Genomic DNA, 17,073 nt, shown 5'->3' with positions numbered 1-17,073 from the left:
GATATAAGCTTATGTATTTAAACCGTATTTTTTCATTTTTTCGACTAAAGTCGTGCGCCGCATACCGAGCATTTCAGCGGCTCGTGCAACCACTCCTTGATGAACGTCAAGGGCTTGGTTGATTAAACTAATTTCTAACTCAGATAAATATTCTTTTAAATTAATCCCTTCTTCCGGTAGTGCATCAAACAAACTCACCGCTTTCTCTGCTTGCTCGCTATCGTCATCCTCGTCGCCGGCAAACAAATCATTAAGTGCGTCTCGCTCCATAATCGCTTCAGGATATTCTGGCTCGAAACTTTCTATTTCTATATGTTGATACTTTGTCGGTAAATCGCAAACGTCCACAATTTGATTTGGGTAGAGTATAGTGAGGCGTTCAATTAAATTAGCCAACTCACGCACATTACCCGCCCATTTATGTTCCATCAGCGATTGGCAGGCTTGTTCGGTTAATCGTATGCTTTCATCTTGCTGTTGACTCAGGCGTTTAATCAACTCTTCGGCAAGCAATGGAATATCTTCGCGACGTTCGCGTAATGCAGGCGTTTCGATGGGAAAAACATTAAGCCGATAAAAAAGATCTTCACGAAATTTCCCTTCGGCAACCAAATCTTCAAGTTGCCTGTGGGTCGCTGCCACTACTCTGACATTTGCTTTAACCTGAGTGGCTGAACCGACTCGCTCAAACACCCGTTCTTGCAGCACCCTAAGCAGTTTAACTTGCATAGGCAGTGGCATGTCACCAATTTCGTCTAAAAACAAAGTACCATTTTGTGCTAATTCAAAACGGCCTTTACGAGCACTTACCGCGCCAGTAAAAGCGCCTTTTTCGTGGCCAAATAACTCACTTTCTAATAGCTCACCTGGAATTGCGCCACAATTAACAGGCACAAATGGCCCTTTGCTGCGCTTGGATAGCTTGTGAATGGATTGCGCTACCACTTCTTTACCTGTGCCAGATTCACCCAAAATTAGGACGTTGGCATCGCTCGGTGCCACTTGCTCTATTAAACGCCGAACAACTTGCATTTCTTGGCTTTTACCAACCAAAGTATGCATAAGGTCTTTACTGTTTTGCAGGGGCTTACCGGGTTTTTTACGATGATAAGTCTCACAGTGATGGAGCGCCTGAGTCAGCTGAGAATAAGTTAAACTGCCATTAAGTGCTGCAACCACATTTGCAAATGCGGTTAACTCAGAAAGTTTTTGCTGAACAATAAAAGGTAATTCTGGCGCTTGATTTATAAACCGCTCACATTGGGACATATCGCCAGGATCTGTACCCAATAAAACCACTTTATAACTTTGATGATTTTTTAGTTGCTCACTGGCTTCATCTGGCTGGATCCAGTCAAAATCCTGATCGATAAACTGCAAAATGGTTTTCAGTTCTTGAAAGGACGTTTGATCACGCTCAATTAATAAAATTCTTTTATTGGACTGCATTGGAGTCAACTAATTGTTAAAGCACTACATATACGTTGAATTATTGACGATTTTTACCCCATGATCCAGCCGAATTGAAAAATACGTCAAAAAACTGCGTTGTTAGCTAGGTGGGTGCCAAAATAAAGGCGCTCGCTAAGCGCCTTTATTGAGTTAACTTAACAAGCTGAGCGCTTGCTCTTGATATTGGTTGGCTTGCGCTGTGATTGATAACGCACTTTGTTGCTGCACTTGGTTAGCTGCTTGTTGCGCCGTTAAACTGGCATAATCCGCATCTTGCAGCCGTGATCGCGCTGCTTGCTGGTTAATGTCTGCAGTATTTAAATTATTGATAGTGCTACCTAAAGCGTTTTGAGTTGCGCCATAATTGGCCCGTTCTGCTGCTATTAGCTCGGCAGCACTGTCTAAGGCATCCAATGAGTCTTCGATATTACCCGAAGTGACATTTATATTTTGAATATCGGACAAACTACTGCTTAAATCACTGATATCTAAACTTTGTGTTTGCCCTGCGTCTGAGCCCACCTGAAAAACAAAAGATTGTTCTCGGTCAAATAAACTCTGCCCGTTAAACTCTGTATTCTCTAAGGTAGATTGGATGTTTTCTTGCAGCGCTGTGATTTCAGATTGAATCGCTTGACGATCCGCATCATTTAAAATGCCATTGCCGGCTTGCAGGGTTAATTCACGAATACGTTGAGTATCCTCTGTAACCCCTTGCAAAGCACCATCCGCAGTTTGAGCTAACGAGATCCCATCATAGGCGTTACGAACAGATTGCTGATAAGCGTTTGACTCAGCGGTTAACCGCTCGATAATCTGCTGCGCAGCTGCTGCATCTGCCGCACTATTGACTTTTTTACCTGAGGCAAGCTTTTCAGCGTTGCTGTCTTGCTTTTGCTGGATCTGCTCAAATAAAGTCTGAGTGGATGAAACACCGTTGATATTCATACCGTCACCTTTTACTATACTGCCCGTGCATTGATTATAACGGAATAACTAAAGTGTTCAATAGTTGAGCATCTTTAGCTGTGGAATGGAGATACCGAAAAGTCGAGATATTAGTTCTAAGCTTTCCAATATTAAAGCCGATACAATAAAAACAATAAGTATATAAGGACCTTACTATGCTATTTGATGAAAACTATTTTTCACCCGAATTAGAGTTGCCCATTTTAAAACAACGCACTAATTTTTTTAATCTCGCGGTTAACTACGGTCAGTTTAATACAATAGAAAAATGGGTTTGTGAAGACAAAAGGGGTAACCCAATCCCTTGGTATACCTACCCTGCTATTGAATATTTAAACAATCTCGATTTTTCTAAAAAGAAAGTTTTTGAGTTTGGCAGCGGTAACTCCTCTCTCTATTGGGCAAAACGGTGTAGTAAACTCGTTTCTGTAGAAAATAATAAAGCATGGTATGAAAAAATCATATCAAAAGCCCTTCCTAACCAAAAAGTAATATTGTGTGAATCCGAAAAAGATTATGCATCAACGATCGGCCACCAAGCGTTCTTTTTTGATGTCATCATTATTGACGGTATCGAAAGACGGGAGTGCGCGCTTGCAATAGAAGATAAATTAAACACGAAAGATGGATTTATGATCATCTTTGATAATTCTGACTGGCATTCCAATACTGCGAGAATACTCCGTGACAAATATGATCTGATACAGATAGACTTTCACGGATTTACGCCCATCAACAATTACACTTCCACAACTTCAATTCTACTCTCTAGAAATGCAAACTTTAAATCGAGCGACAATGTCCAACCACACTTTTCTCGCTGTGCACTCAGATTTTGTTCTGTAACCGATAAACCCGAATGAAGTCATTTTTTTGCAATAATCCAAGTGACTATCGGCCAAAGAGGATCATTTTTTGTCGCTAGCTTGTTTAGAGGATGCCAAGCTTTGTGGGGCACGGGTATCCCTCGAATGCCCTCATCAACAAACTTCCACACATCCTTATTACCCCAACCACCTAACTCTTCAACGGTTTCAAAATTCTGATGTAACAATTTAAGCGCATTAGGAGTAAAACGCCAATAGTCGTCTGGGGCCCCGTGAACTGGATTAATAAAACAGGTTGTATGAATAACATACCCTCCTTTTTTTAACACCCGATGACACTCATCAACCGCCGTGAACGGATCTCCTTCAACGTGCTCTAGCACTTGATCAGAAATAACAATATCGAAAGATTCGTCGGGATACGGCAGATCAACAATGCTTACATCAGGGTAATTGGCAACCTGAACCGTTTGGGCTTCTAAACCAATTTTATACATCATATTCGCTGAATTTCCGACGGCCAACAAAGCATTTGGCTGAATGTCGAGTTCCAACAAACACGCTCTTAGCCGTTTATACATACTGTACCGTGTAATATTGGCTCCAGTATCTAAATTCTCTGCTGACATAGCCCAAAGTGAAACCATCATTTTCCGGAAAACATTCATTAAAAATTCAGCTCTAATTTAAAAAGTTATTATTGAAACCTTATCGCCCACTAATGCATTTTCTTGAATCGTCATCAAGATATCTTTTTTAAACGCTTTTGATGCGATGATCAACGTATCTGGCGTAAACGCTTCTTGTTTAAGCTTAAAGGGACCTATCACGGGCATTCCTTTAACCGTGAAAGACTCGTAGTCGGCGCGCAGATCAACAAAGCAGATAACTTTTTCAGATAGTTGCTCTTTTTCCAATGCTTGCAGTATTTGAAGCCCAATTTCGCCACCACCATATATTGCAATTTTTTCTGCATTTATTGCTTTACATTTTAAAGCAATATCATCAACTGTTATTTTTTTGCCAAACGTGTTTTTTATAAAAGAAAACATATTTTTACACCGTGACCTAAAGAGATTTTTTTAATACAATATGTAAATTTGCGATTTTAGTTTCAGTATGTAATTCGTTTTTACAAGGCACCTTTTTAAATAAAAACAAGCCAAAATAAAAATCTAAACAAAATTTTTTCAACCGATTTAGCAAGTTGTTCCTTAAATCAGATTTTAAGAGCCTAACCAACCTATCATACGCTCCGGGATAACTTTCTGGATACAAGTCAATCGATTCAATTGTTACATTCGAAACTTTCTCAATTTCGTGAAGAATATCTTTTGTATTGAAACGATATTGAAAAAAAGTTTTATCCTTATTTCTTGCTTGATGAGAGTATATTTTTTGTTCGACCCACTCTTCCATTAACTCTGGTGCTGTATGTGTTGTCAGATAAATATACCCCCCAGGGCGAGTCACCCTAATCATTTCTTCAATCGCAGATAAATACTTTTGATAAATATGCTCAATCACGCTAATAGAATAAACAAAGTCAAAATGATTGTCTGGGAAGCTCAGCTTAGTTGCGTCCTCTTTTTTAAACCGAATGTTCCCTGTTTTTAGAGTATCAATAATGTACATCTCTTGAATATTGATATCCGTTTTAATAATTTCAGCATTAGCTTTTTTATCAAGACATTGGGCTGCAACATAAGGCGATGAAACATCAAGAATCAATTTTGGTTTGAAATCAGGATTTAAATTAAGCCACTTTAACATGTAGGATATTTCTAACGTACGGACCGCTTCAATCGGCCGAATGGCATGCCTTAACTGTGCTCTAATCGTTTTAAATCCACGACTCATTGAGATCGCAGTCAAAAATACAGACAACTTATTAGCAACAGTGATTTTCATATTGCCTTCTTTGGAAAAAGATAGTTAACTAAAGTTCGGCTTTTTACTTCACTGTAAGATACTTTTTGAGGAAACAAGGGCAATTTTTCTGCAGGTTTAACACTGTACCGCTCTGTCTCAGACAAATGCACCCCGGAGCCATCGTTTCCTATATTGTGAACAAGGGACTCTGGTGGTTGTAGGCAGGTCCCGCCTCTTATAAAAATACTCAGCGCCCAAAATACAGCCCAAGTAGAAATTGTTTTTTCTTTATTGCGAAGATACTGCTGCCAGTTAAACACCTGCCCATCATAACTAAATTGCTGTATCTTTTTCTCATCCATAAATTTATCTATCGTCGAATAGTCATTCGTAAAATGCTCCCAGCGATCTCTCCATGTTGCCCACCCCCAGCATAACATGATGTCGGTCAAATAAACTTGCTCAGAAATCTGTGTTCGGGACGAAAAAGCATTAATATGGAAAATTTTCGTGTTATTTTTGTATCGGTTTAAAGCCGTGTTCATATAGCGTAAAAAGACCTCTGAAACCTCAAGGTCATCTTCCATTATAATCAAGCTATCGCGATCAAAGAAACTAAACGCATACTCTATTCCCTCAACGATGCTCTGAGCTAAACCTAGATTCCTTTCTGATATTTTTAAATGCACGTCTGCGAAAGACGGAAAAAATGATTTACAAACCTCTATGACTTTTTTACTTAAGATATAATCTTCGTTTGTTTTGGGACCATCAATACAAATGCAAAGTCGACTGTTTTTAGCTTCAGAATTTTTTGCCAATGAGGTCAACGTTAATTCCAAATGCTGCGGGCGATTGTATGCAAATAGAACAATAGGGGTGTTTAAATTATCATGTGACATACTGTATAACCCTTTCAAAAACTGAATCCGCTGTAATACTCTCTGTATAATAGCTAGAACTAACCTGCAGTAATTTTATCTCATCAGTGCTTAGCTTATTTACATCCACCACTGGATATAAATAGTCTTGTTTCACCTTCAATTCTTCTGGGTAGGGATGAAACCTCAAATAATGATTAAGGTTAGACACACAAACATAAGGTACCTTGAGTCGTGCACAAATATGGGGTGTTGAGGATTCATTACAGACAACGATACTTGCACAAGACAATTCGGTGATAAAATGGGGCAAATCCGTTTTCCCCACTTTATTCACAATACGTTTGCCAAAACGCTCAGACAGTAATTGAGCCGCTTGCTCTTCACTTTTAGGACCGAGCAAGACTAGGTCCATATTTTCTCGTGAATGCAACTTATCTATTAACGCTGCAACCCGGTGAACTGGCCAGTTCCTTTTAGGGCTTCCAGCCCCTAATACTATGTAAAATGAGTTGTTGTTTGTATGACCGCTGGCGTTTGAAAATCCTCTCATTTTAAGATCCGCCACAGACCGATTAAAGGATTGACAGATAAATTCTCCATAACGGTTCGATTCAAACGTAACTTCCTTTGATAAAATAGTGACATCGCTAAATATTTTTTTTAATTCTTGCTGACGACAAAAACCATCTTTATCAGATGATGGAATAAAAGCTAATCGACTCTTTTTTATGGCACTTAACTCATTAAGATTAAAAAGTACCGGAAAGTGCTCTGGAGACCACATCCAAACACTCATTTCACTTGCTCGGTAACGCAGGAAAGCACATAGCAAAGCCAAACTTTGTTTTGCCGATCTGTGTTTTGGATCAATAAACAAATATCCATCAAAATCATTGTCTAATGTAACTAAAGTTTCTAATGCCTTATTTGCAACAAGAATTAGCTTCTTATTCGGGTAAACAGACCTAATCTCATCAACCCAATCACGAAAAATAACATAGTCACCTAAAGCATCAATTTTTACTATATAAACAGTACTCTTACTCTTTGGTAAAAGTGAGATAAAAATTTTTAATAAGGCTATTTTGATAGTGGTCAGCATTTTCACATCGAAAATTTAGCCAACAGCCAACCATTTTCTGAAGATTCAGCATAAATATCAAATCGGCTGTCATTCTGCATATAAAGACGACTTCTAAAATGTTTTAAGTGATGTATGTCATCTAATAGAAACCAGTAATTATTTTTAGAGTCTAAACACTGCAAGGTTGTTAAAAATTCTAAATACCCTATCCCACCTGCGGAATCCAAACAAATTAAGATATTCCCTTCAACTTCTTTAAGGGTGGAAGATATTAATCCCTCTTGAAGGATCTCATTTTGTTGACTACTTTGAGACAGTTGCCCGCTTAATTCATTCAAATAAAACGCTTTAGGGTCTGTGACATCATCAATATAGATATTAGGATAATCTTCATGTTGACTAATCGCTAAATCCGTATTCACAAACTCAATTGCATCTTGTTTCGAGACACTTAAACCATGCAAACAAACCACTTTAGGATACTTGATTAGATATTTCTGTGCAATTTCCCAGCTATACTTATCCACTTCACAGGAATACAGCTTTTTTAAGCTAGGTGTATCATGAAAAATCTGCGCTAAAAGCTCGGTAGATCCATCTCCTCTGTAGGTGCCCGTTTCCAGAATATAGTCAAAATCGACTTCATTTTTAAGGGAATTCAACGCTGAATGAAGGTTTTGATCGTGCACCATTTTAATTGACGCGTTTTCATACAATCGGTAAAGTTTCATAAACTACGCCTTTAAATCCCAATTAATTGGTAACGCTTATATATTTACGTTATCGTCCGCTAATTTTTTTTCTTTAATAATGTAGAAGTCTTAAGCTTCCAGCTTTGGCCTGAACTCCTATGTTACAATCAATAGAGAGCTCGGATTAACCGCTTATCACTTTAACTGTATCGTTTATTAACCGTTGTTCTTTAATGTTTTTTATAATTTTGTCGTGAAACGCTACTGAAGCGATCAATAAACAATCGATATCATCTGATTTCGACGTTAACAGAGACGGGCCAATAACCTGAATACCGCTAATATTAAAAGTTTCTTTTTCGGCACGCTGATCCACATAAAACTTAATTTCAATATCTGGCATTAGTGACTTAATCTGAGCCCCTAATTTATCTCCTAACTCACCCGCACCATAAATCGCTATTTTGTTCGCTTTATTGACAGCTAGCTTATGCAAAATTTTGTCAATATAAATAGATTCATCATTCTGTAATTGTTTCATACTCGGTAAAAATTTAGAGAATAATTGTAAAATCCAAATGCTCGCTCTAAGCATTAATAACTTCATACCGCGCAAAGGCTGTGTTTCTTTCACGTTTGCTATTTGTTTGTCGATTTGTACACCGACTGACTCTATTGCAAAGTTTTTATAAGCATATTCATACGCTCTGAAATTAAAACCTGGCGCGGACTGGGTAAGCGCATTTTTTATCACCTGAGCCCATTCTTCATATGAATTGGTTGTTGTGCAAAAACAATAATTTTCATGCTCAATACGACGAGCAAATCCTGTTTGAAACGTTAAAATAGGTCTGCCTAAAATAAGAGACTTAACAAGCCGAGATGACATCCGATATTCATTAAAACTATCTGCAAAACCTGGTGCTGCATTTATATCAGAATATAGATTCATCAACATATAATCGCGCTCATCGGGCGCATTCATAGAAACCCATTTAAAATTAAACACTGCATTGTTAAGCCCCTGGCCAACCTTTCCTCTACCTGTTGTCACCAAAGTCAATGGTTGATCAACCTGTTCGCAGACCAATTGCAAGGCTCGTAAAAAGCAATCAAATTCATCCGAGTAATCATATACCGTCCCAGAGATAAAAATAACTTTTGATGCAGGATCAATATTATAAAGCTCTAAAAACTTTACTCTGTTGCCAGAATCATACTGGTAGTCCAAATAATCTGACGCTTTTATCACCGGCGGAAGTACAAAATAGGGCTTTTCAAACCAGCCGTGGAGACGTTCTCCCATATCGTACCAAATAGCCCCATAACAACTGGCCAACCGGTAGCAAAGAATACGCAAAATAGGGTCTACCCAGCGATTACCATTGACCCCGACTAGATTATTCAAGCTAAACTTAAAGTTTAACTGGCTAATAAATTTGGCGTAATCACACCAACTAGGGTTCGGATAGTTAAGCGTCTCCAATATTTGAGTTGTCTGATACGGAGAATGTTTTAAAAAAGGTAAATACTCATCATCTTCGGCTTGTACAATCATTGGCACTGGCTGTTTAGCTATTAACTGCAATGCTGCTTTCATCGGCTGATTACGCACACCCACTTGAATTATAAAATCTGCTTTAAAATCAATTAATCGATTTAAAAAATCTTGGCAACATAGGCCATTTTCTAACTGAATATTAATCCACTGTACCCGATTTAAAAACGGGTATTTAATTTTACCCTCACACGCTACCAGCACCTGATGTCCATGTTGAACAAAGTGTTCAGCGACCACTTGTAAATAGAATCCAGATCCTGCAAATTGAGGGGAAGGATGTATGATTAACAGTTTCAATCTAACCGACCTATGACTTGTTCGGATAGCTTTTCAATAATTTCGTTGCCTTCCAATAAATAATCGGCATAGCCCCACCAAACATTATGCAACTGTCGCAAATGACTTGCCTGTAATTGAGGTAATTTTTTAACTTCTGGTGCCTCGTGCTCGGGCGTTAGTATCGCCCACCAAAACTCAGGAGAAATAAAATCTTCAAAACGAATTAACAAATGATCTTTTTTACCTGTTTGTATATTGAGCGGACAAATGGGAGCAAATAACACATGTGACTCTTTACCAAAAAATTCAGCTTCTTGCAAAACACTGGACGATAAACCAATAAAACTTGTATTGGTTGGCATGCTTAGATATTGATAAACAGAATATTCTGCTAACTCAATATTTTGCTCCAATATTTTTTCTATCTGTTGCTTTTCCTTAACCGCAAACTCTTTTGCCCATGGATGGGCTTTATACACAAGCTTGTGAGTGCCAACATAGTTTTTTAATTGGTCAGCATAATCTGCAACCCGCACAAACTCCCCTTGCTCGTTTAATAAAGAAGCATCAAACTCTGTCTGCCCAATATAAACAATTACAGGCTGGCCTGATGCACAATTAGGGTTATTTAACTCAGTCCGGATCTGCATCGCAGATTCTATCAAAGCGGCTTCTAGTTTTATTTCATTTGACCCAACGATGAACTTAGCTAGGCGGTTTTTTAACAAAGTATTATTAGTATTTACAGCTATGTATAAGTCACGTGCGAACCTAAGGGGCGCTATTCTGAAGTCGAAATAAGAAACCTTATTTTCTTCGAGAATTTTTTTCAACCATACCGGCAACTCATACGATAAACAAAACGAATCTGGCAAAATGTGCTTGTTTAAATACTGTTTGGCTCCGTCAGAAATATGATGATAATGTGGTTGCCACTTCCCATCAGGGGCAGCCATCTCTATAAAGGTGTTAAAATCAAATCCTGAACGCAAATTGTTGTTTTCACTGTCACGCGCTGAAAAGTTTAATGAAAACCCTGTTCCCTGACGCACAGGCTCTCTAAGCAGATTATAAAAAAAACGCTTTGCATGCGCATAGTCGCGGCGGATAAAGTCGTCGATGACAACTAGCTGTTTAATCTTCATTTAGACGTATGCAACCTTTGGTGTATAGACAGAAATTGCTCTTTAATTAACGGCTTAAATATATTGTATATAATGCTTTTATAATTGAAATATTGACTTTTTAACGATTCTAGCTGGTTGTTTTGGATTAGGTTCGAATAAGCGTCAATAAGATACCCGCTTGCTAGTTCTACGTTGTTATTTAGCGAGTAAAGTACGTGATCGACCGCATACAAATTGACACTGTTAGGCTCATATTCAAATTCACCGCTTATATTCACTCGATATTCGGGAAAGTGTTTTTTAATCAATTGGATGTCTTTTTTCTGACATTGGATCTGAATATTCTTAAAGGTTTGCTTCAACGCATTCACTATTTTTCTCAAGTTTTCGATATCAGTAAGACAAGTTAGAATTATTTGGCTCTCGGGGTCGAATTGAGAAAAAATGGAATGTTGTTCTTTTTCAAAAATATGATCGTCCCGCCGTCCTAACTGGTTGGAAAACAGTGCATTCAAAGCCAATAATTGGCTAACTGCGGTGTTATAACAGCCTTTTTTATGAGAAAAAAAGCTCATTTGCACTAATTTATCAATGTATTGATCTATCAAATCATTAACTTGTTCTGCTTGAATATGTTTTAAAAAAAACAAAATTCTATTTCGCTCAAAATAATAAGCACTGAAAGTGTTTTCTGAATTGATCGCCCCCATTTTATGTCGTACAGTCGCATCACGCATAGCATGGACTTGATATCCGGCCAGTTTAATACGCCAACACCAGTCCATATCATCCCAATAAATAAAGTGTTCAGTGGCAAAGTTGCCAGCTTTTAATACCGCTTCTCTTTTGGCAACCAAACAACATGCTGGCACATAATCACACTCTACTATTTTTGGCAGCGCTCGTGTATCAAGATATCCCTTGAAGGGGGTTCTTATAGAAAAATTATGCCAGTCTATAAAAGAACCCAATTCCTGTAATACCTCTGGACGATCCATTGTGCAGATTTTTGCACCTGCTACTCCAACTTCTGGCTGGTGTTCCAAATGAGAAATTAGTTTGACTAAAGTGTCAGGCTCAAGTTCTATGTCATTATCTAACAGGGCGAGGTACTCTGCATGAGTGTTTAAAGCGATTTCTATACCGCGATTAAAGCCACCCGAACCACCCGTGTTTATCACATTTTTAACGATGTTAAACCGATGAGATGAAAATTGCTCTTCAAGCATTTCAACCGAACCGTCCGTTGATGCGTTATCAACAATAATGATAGTGTGTTCAATTGACCCTAGTTCCGAATTTAACAGTGATAACAGACATCTTTTTAGATAGTCTTTTTTGTTATAATTGCAGATAACGATGGCAAGCTTAGTGGGTATCATTTCCGCCTCCATCACTTATTTCACTGATTAAATTATAATTTAAATTAGTTTTTAATAAATTCAGTTTTTTCATCGCGTCACTAGGACTTATATTAAACTTTAATAGCACCTGTTCGGTGATAGGTGTGTAACAAGGGCGTCCCCGAGCGCCTATCTTATCTATGCTTAGTGCTGCTAGATCACTGCCTCGTTCAGGGATAAGAATATATTCGGAAAATTCGATATGTACTGGGTAGTCGGCTAATTTCTTCGCTAATTCCTCTGTGTACGGATGATGAATGAGTTCATTTTCATTGACAAACATAAAACGAGGAATGATCAGTTCAGCGCTGCGCTCATCTAAAACAAAACTTGTCAGCAATACTTCAGTACGCGGCATTCGCCAAGGTTCGGTGCCGGATATGACCTTTTTAATATTTTCTTTGCTTAGAGGCTTCGGAGTAAAACAAACAATAACTTTGGGGCTTAACGTCTTTAGTTTAGCTAAATCTCGCGGCGTTGGCAGGTACGTTAAATTAATTAATATTCGCCCGTTTAATCGAGTGTGTTCAGACAGTTGTTTGCTTAAACAATCACATATGTACGAACACTGCAAGTTATCAAAAAAACCAATAAATGCATCATAGTCACGACATTGTTGATGATATAGGTGGTCAATGTCATAACTATCCGGCAAATAAATATTCATGAGTTTTTCTAACTCATAATTAATATAGTCTCCAATGCAAACTTGCCCGTCTAATTGATTATTATTCTTGGCATGAGACAAAATACTAAAATCTACCACATCATCCAAATTCTCAGTGCCTGAAAAAAACTCTAAGTCTTGAGCAGTACAAAAGACAACCTTTTTTGATTCAGTCAACTGCTGTAGATAAATTTTTTCGCGTTCAAAGTCAAATGCTGAACAAAAGTCGGGTAACATTGGAAACGCTTGATAATCTCTTTTTATCGTTTCTAATAAATGCATCCATTGCTCTTTAATTTGTAAAAAAGCAGTTAATCCAGCGTCACTCGTCAATGCTTTGCTCATAGATGCATTTGAATAATTGAGCGTTCCATATAATAAATAAAATAAAAGTGAATGACCTGATTGGTAAGATTCAAATAAAAGTATACGTTGCTTCTCGAGCAATGTTTCGGCTTCTTGGAGAGTCGAACAATTGTTTTTGTTTAGCTGTATAAGCTTATCTAAGTCTTTAAAAAGGGCTGAATCTTGATATTTTTTATGAAACAAATTTATATAGTTTTCTGCATCAATACAGGTATAACAAAGCTTTTTAATGTTCGATAAAGCTTTTCGTTTGCGGGCTTGGGATCCCAAAATTAAAATATTATCTGCTTTTAACGGAGTACTTCCCTTTATAAAAGCCCCATCACTACAGTTATAAACCTGAGTATTGCGACTGGTCGCTATCGCATTTTCGAGCAAGGTACGTGAGATTTTAAACTCATGTTTAGTAAATACAGTATTCCTAAAGTTGCCCTTGGTCGGAATATTAGTATTTAGCTTTTTATTGTAATCGTACAACTCTTTGCCGCCACTTTTGAAATAACCTGAATTGATTGAATGGTGCTTTTTATTATTTACAAAACCTAAGTCAACTCCGATTAAATAAACCTCATGTGGGCAAAACGACAAAACCACATTCATCACCAAATTTGCAACGGTTGGAAACGCAAACTTTAACACTTCATATTGAGATTCACCTAAAATATGTAAAGCTGAGGTCGTGGAAGATTCACCCTCTTTAAACGTTAAATAAACCTCTTTAAATAAAGACGCTGTATCAGGATGAATCCCATTACATGATATTAATGAGATACCTTTTAGATAATCAAAATCGTTTATCCGGCTACACCAATCAAAGGTTGCTCGGTTTTGCTCTACTTCAGCATGAAAATCCGGTTTAATCCCATACCTATGCAAGGCTTGTAGGGCCGTACCACAAGATATAATAATCGCTTGGTGCTGGTGCTCTTTTAACGCTTCGATAGAAGCATCCAATGAAGGACCATTTCCCACCACAAAAAAAGGAATTTCTCTATCCTCTAACGATAGCTGTTCAGCAGGTTTTTTTATTAAAAACTTATGATGAGACTTAATTGAATGAGTGGTGTGTGCAATACCATATTTAGCATGATCATAATATTCTCCCATTGCGATAACCGTTTGCAATTGTTCACGCAACTGAGATACTGCCGCATTGAGCAGCTCATTATAATAGCCTTGATAAAAGTAGGTTTGTGCTAAATTGTACGGCCCGATTGCGTAAAACTGCCTTAATAAGTCTCTAAACAGGCTTGTCCCATCGTCACCAACATTGATATAAACTCTTCCACGACTTTCGTCTGCACGTTTCAAAATGCCGTCCCAATCAATTGCAAATAAAGAGGCATAAAAAAAGTCTGGTTCGGGTTCACAAATAAAAAGATTTTCAACCTGGTGGTTTTGGCTGAACTCTGCTAATGAATACCCACAACCAATACCAAAAAATATAGTAGATTTTAGAGACTCAGGAAGCCTACCTTTTTTTTCTTCTAAAGCAGACAGTATGTGACTAACACTTTTTACATAACGCTGATGGTAATAATTTTTTAATTTAGTGCCCTGATAGCCTAAAATTAAGCCATCTTTATTTGGGTGACGGGCGAACCCTTCATATGACAGCCGCCCTTCCTGTTTAGGCTCTGCTCCCATCCAATAAACGTCTTCTTCCGTTTTGTGCAAGTTTACTTCGCCGTTTGACGACTCAAGTATACGCCAGTGTTTGGGTTTATAATCTTTAAACTGCTGATAAATCTCTGGGAAAAAATATTTTAGTGCGGCTAGGTTGCGCTCAAACAAGGCATGTTTAGACACATCCAGTTGTTTAAACTCATGCCTATCAACCGCAGTTGTCCAAGAGGGTAAATAATCACTCTGCGCCTTCCAAGCTTTAAATTGGATCGCTTGTTCTATAAAGCTTTGCCAATCACCTGATTGTTTTACATGCTTAAAAACACTGTTAAAGATAGGGTGATTATAGTGCCGATAAAAATAAATTTGAGATATCGATGGTGCAAAATCAATCAACTCTTGCAGGTTATTCTGAATGTCTCGACCGTCACTACCGAGCTGAAGGTATAAAACAACCTCTCGTTTTTTTAACTCTTCAAGTATCTCAAACCATTGAGTTACCAATACCGAATTTTTAAACAAATCAATATTGGGTTCATAAATTACTAAATGCCTAATATCTGCTTTTGCCAACAAAGCGTCCAGATGTAACCCTAATCCAAGCCCCAAAACGACCAAAACTTGCTCAGAATTTTGCCCGTAAGTGTGCCGAACCTTCAAACTAATAGGTTTTTTAAAATAAACATCAACTTGCTTCTCGACTTCAGCCCGAGGGTGTAAACCATAAAAGGTACGTCCAGTCAGCATGTCCACTAAGTTGAATTCACGCCATTTATTCAAAAACACACCGAATTCACCTTGCTCCCCTGTTTTTAAATAATTAAGGACCGAGGGCATATATTTAGAAAACGCGCGAATATTTTGGCGTTCAATTTTGGTAATAAGTTGAGCAGATTCTAACTCAAGCTCACTTTGCAAGGCTTCGTCGTCAGAGATATGTAGCTGGATATTATTTAACATCTATTCGAGTACACTTTTTAAAATTCGCCAAAAAGCTGATATTTGGGAGCTTTTTATATACATCATAGAGCTTTTGCAATTTTTTTGCCAAGTCAAAATAATGACATCTGGATTAGATGGTCAGATTCCGTGCTGTATGCTTAAAAATAACTGCGCAAAATTTAATTTATCCCGTTTATAATCGAACTGAGTGGCCTGGCCAAGTTTTACCAATTTAACATTTGGCAAAGCCAGTCGGTCACACAACTCAAAATTGATGATCAATTGAAAAAGTTGAGGCTGCACTTCAGTAAAGGCATGAATATCAAACCCAGTTTCATATAACAAACCTTGCCCCTTGTGGGCAGCAAAACAACCGGCAGTTATTTTAGCCATAGTGCAAACACTGAGCGCACCCACGGTTCTAAGAGGATTACATATATAATCAGAAAAGTGGTTTAATAAAAAACGATAAGTGGTACGTTGCGCAACTTTGTGTTTAATTGAAAAGTCGCTTTTAAAACAACCTAAATGCTTATGCAATGATTGCCAAAAAGCTTTTTGGTTTTCTTGCGTTGTCTCATACCAGTATATTGCTCTTGGGGAGGCGGATGCTTGCTGCTCAAATGGCAGAAGGTCGGCTAAAAAATCCTTTGCGATCTGATCGGCATCTTTTTTACGTTGAATGCTCAACAGCGCACACGAATATTGATAGGGTATTCGCACTATAGAAGGTGGTTGAATAGTATGCCCGTTACTGACGGCCTCGCCAGATGATCCCCAGCGCACCGACAAATCAGCCCAATCCATTAAACATTGACTAACGTAATTCATTTGTTCAGGATATTCAACTATTGCCAACCGCTCTGCGAGGCAGCGCCCAGCTCGCGTACGGCCATAAATAGCCAATACTTCAGCCAAAACTTGGCTTATGTTGCTAGCTCTTTGGTTAACATACAAAATGCATTGATTACCACAGAGTACAGAGAATAAAAGTGTGTATAAATATCCGATATCAGACCCCGATGGACCAATATGAAACACCCGGGCTGCAAGCCTAGCAATAGCAAACTTAGGTTTGTAGCTCACTGATAATTGTTCTAATTTAGATGCGTTAAACCAAAACGCAAACGCTGTAATTTCTTTTTTTTCTGTAAGGACCTTTTGCTTTAAAATGAAAGAGCTTAATTCAATAACCGAGGCGATCACTTTCGGATCCCAAGGCCTGTGTGGGATCGGTTTTTTATCAAAATCATGCGATTTCAACCGCCAATTAATCGACTCACTAAAGTTTAAATTAAGACTCACAGTAACCCCACTGGTCC

At 38.1% G+C, this 17,073-nt stretch carries 14 protein-coding genes; 1 reads left to right on the top strand and 13 read right to left on the bottom strand.

Annotated elements, in window-relative coordinates; all coding sequences use genetic code 11:
* Positions 1 to 9 precede the first annotated feature (9 nt).
* Together C727_RS0106250 and C727_RS0106245 are read right to left on the bottom strand one after the other, a co-directional pair.
* Entirely contained in the window at positions 10 to 1,449 is a 1,440-nt protein-coding gene (locus C727_RS0106250) for a sigma-54 dependent transcriptional regulator (protein WP_017444772.1), read from the bottom strand.
* Between the two features lie 153 nt (positions 1,450 to 1,602).
* On the bottom strand, positions 1,603 to 2,400 hold the full coding sequence (locus C727_RS0106245; protein ID WP_017444771.1) for a flagellin N-terminal helical domain-containing protein: 798 nt from the start codon (positions 2,398 to 2,400) through the stop codon (positions 1,603 to 1,605).
* Between the two features lie 176 nt (positions 2,401 to 2,576).
* Here C727_RS0106245 and C727_RS0106240 point away from each other — a divergent pair, with 176 nt between their 5' ends.
* Positions 2,577 to 3,284 (top strand): hypothetical protein, encoded by a 708-nt coding sequence (locus C727_RS0106240; RefSeq protein WP_017444770.1) that lies wholly within the window; start codon positions 2,577 to 2,579, stop codon positions 3,282 to 3,284.
* Positions 3,285 to 3,286: 2 nt separating this feature from the next.
* On the opposite strand, the gene C727_RS0106235 is transcribed toward C727_RS0106240, so the two are convergent.
* From C727_RS0106235 to C727_RS0106185, 11 genes are all read right to left on the bottom strand, one after another.
* Positions 3,287 to 3,898: a class I SAM-dependent methyltransferase gene (locus C727_RS0106235; protein WP_155949176.1), complete on the bottom strand. Its 612-nt coding sequence runs from the start codon at positions 3,896 to 3,898 to the stop codon at positions 3,287 to 3,289.
* Between the two features lie 36 nt (positions 3,899 to 3,934).
* Entirely contained in the window at positions 3,935 to 4,300 is a 366-nt protein-coding gene (locus C727_RS0106230) for a nucleoside-diphosphate sugar epimerase/dehydratase (protein ID WP_017444768.1), read from the bottom strand.
* 16 nt (positions 4,301 to 4,316) lie between these two features.
* On the bottom strand, positions 4,317 to 5,159 hold the full coding sequence (locus C727_RS0106225) for a class I SAM-dependent methyltransferase (protein ID WP_017444767.1): 843 nt from the start codon (positions 5,157 to 5,159) through the stop codon (positions 4,317 to 4,319).
* Positions 5,156 to 6,022 carry a glycosyltransferase gene (locus C727_RS0106220; RefSeq protein ID WP_017444766.1) on the bottom strand — a complete coding sequence of 289 codons (867 nt, stop codon included), beginning with the start codon at positions 6,020 to 6,022 and terminating at the stop codon, positions 5,156 to 5,158. Before C727_RS0106220 ends, C727_RS0106225 begins: the two co-directional genes overlap by 4 nt.
* A complete protein-coding gene (locus C727_RS0106215; RefSeq protein ID WP_040459175.1) occupies positions 6,012 to 7,106 on the bottom strand; it encodes a glycosyltransferase family 9 protein in 1,095 nt (364 codons plus the stop codon). The genes C727_RS0106220 and C727_RS0106215 overlap by 11 nt, the downstream gene beginning before the upstream one ends.
* A 2-nt stretch (positions 7,107 to 7,108) precedes the next feature.
* Entirely contained in the window at positions 7,109 to 7,819 is a 711-nt protein-coding gene (locus C727_RS0106210; protein WP_017444764.1) for a hypothetical protein, read from the bottom strand.
* 145 nt (positions 7,820 to 7,964) lie between these two features.
* Positions 7,965 to 9,638 (bottom strand): nucleoside-diphosphate sugar epimerase/dehydratase, encoded by a 1,674-nt coding sequence (locus tag C727_RS0106205; protein ID WP_017444763.1) that lies wholly within the window; start codon positions 9,636 to 9,638, stop codon positions 7,965 to 7,967.
* Entirely contained in the window at positions 9,635 to 10,765 is a 1,131-nt protein-coding gene (locus C727_RS0106200) for a hypothetical protein (RefSeq protein ID WP_017444762.1), read from the bottom strand. Before C727_RS0106200 ends, C727_RS0106205 begins: the two co-directional genes overlap by 4 nt.
* Positions 10,762 to 12,129: a glycosyltransferase family 2 protein gene (locus C727_RS18125; RefSeq protein WP_017444761.1), complete on the bottom strand. Its 1,368-nt coding sequence runs from the start codon at positions 12,127 to 12,129 to the stop codon at positions 10,762 to 10,764. Before C727_RS18125 ends, C727_RS0106200 begins: the two co-directional genes overlap by 4 nt.
* Positions 12,116 to 15,769 carry a 6-hydroxymethylpterin diphosphokinase MptE-like protein gene (locus C727_RS18120; protein ID WP_017444760.1) on the bottom strand — a complete coding sequence of 1,218 codons (3,654 nt, stop codon included), beginning with the start codon at positions 15,767 to 15,769 and terminating at the stop codon, positions 12,116 to 12,118. The genes C727_RS18125 and C727_RS18120 overlap by 14 nt, the downstream gene beginning before the upstream one ends.
* Positions 15,770 to 15,889: 120 nt before the next feature.
* On the bottom strand, positions 15,890 to 17,056 hold the full coding sequence (locus C727_RS0106185; RefSeq protein WP_017444759.1) for an acyl-CoA reductase: 1,167 nt from the start codon (positions 17,054 to 17,056) through the stop codon (positions 15,890 to 15,892).
* Positions 17,057 to 17,073: the final 17 nt, after the last annotated feature.

Origin of the sequence: Gayadomonas joobiniege G7, from assembly GCF_000300815.1 — a bacterium.
In the GTDB taxonomy this organism is placed as follows: domain Bacteria; phylum Pseudomonadota; class Gammaproteobacteria; order Enterobacterales; family Alteromonadaceae; genus Catenovulum; species Catenovulum joobiniege.
The sequence above is the reverse complement of the archived record's forward strand: the minus strand, read 5'-3'. Positions and strand labels throughout refer to the sequence as shown.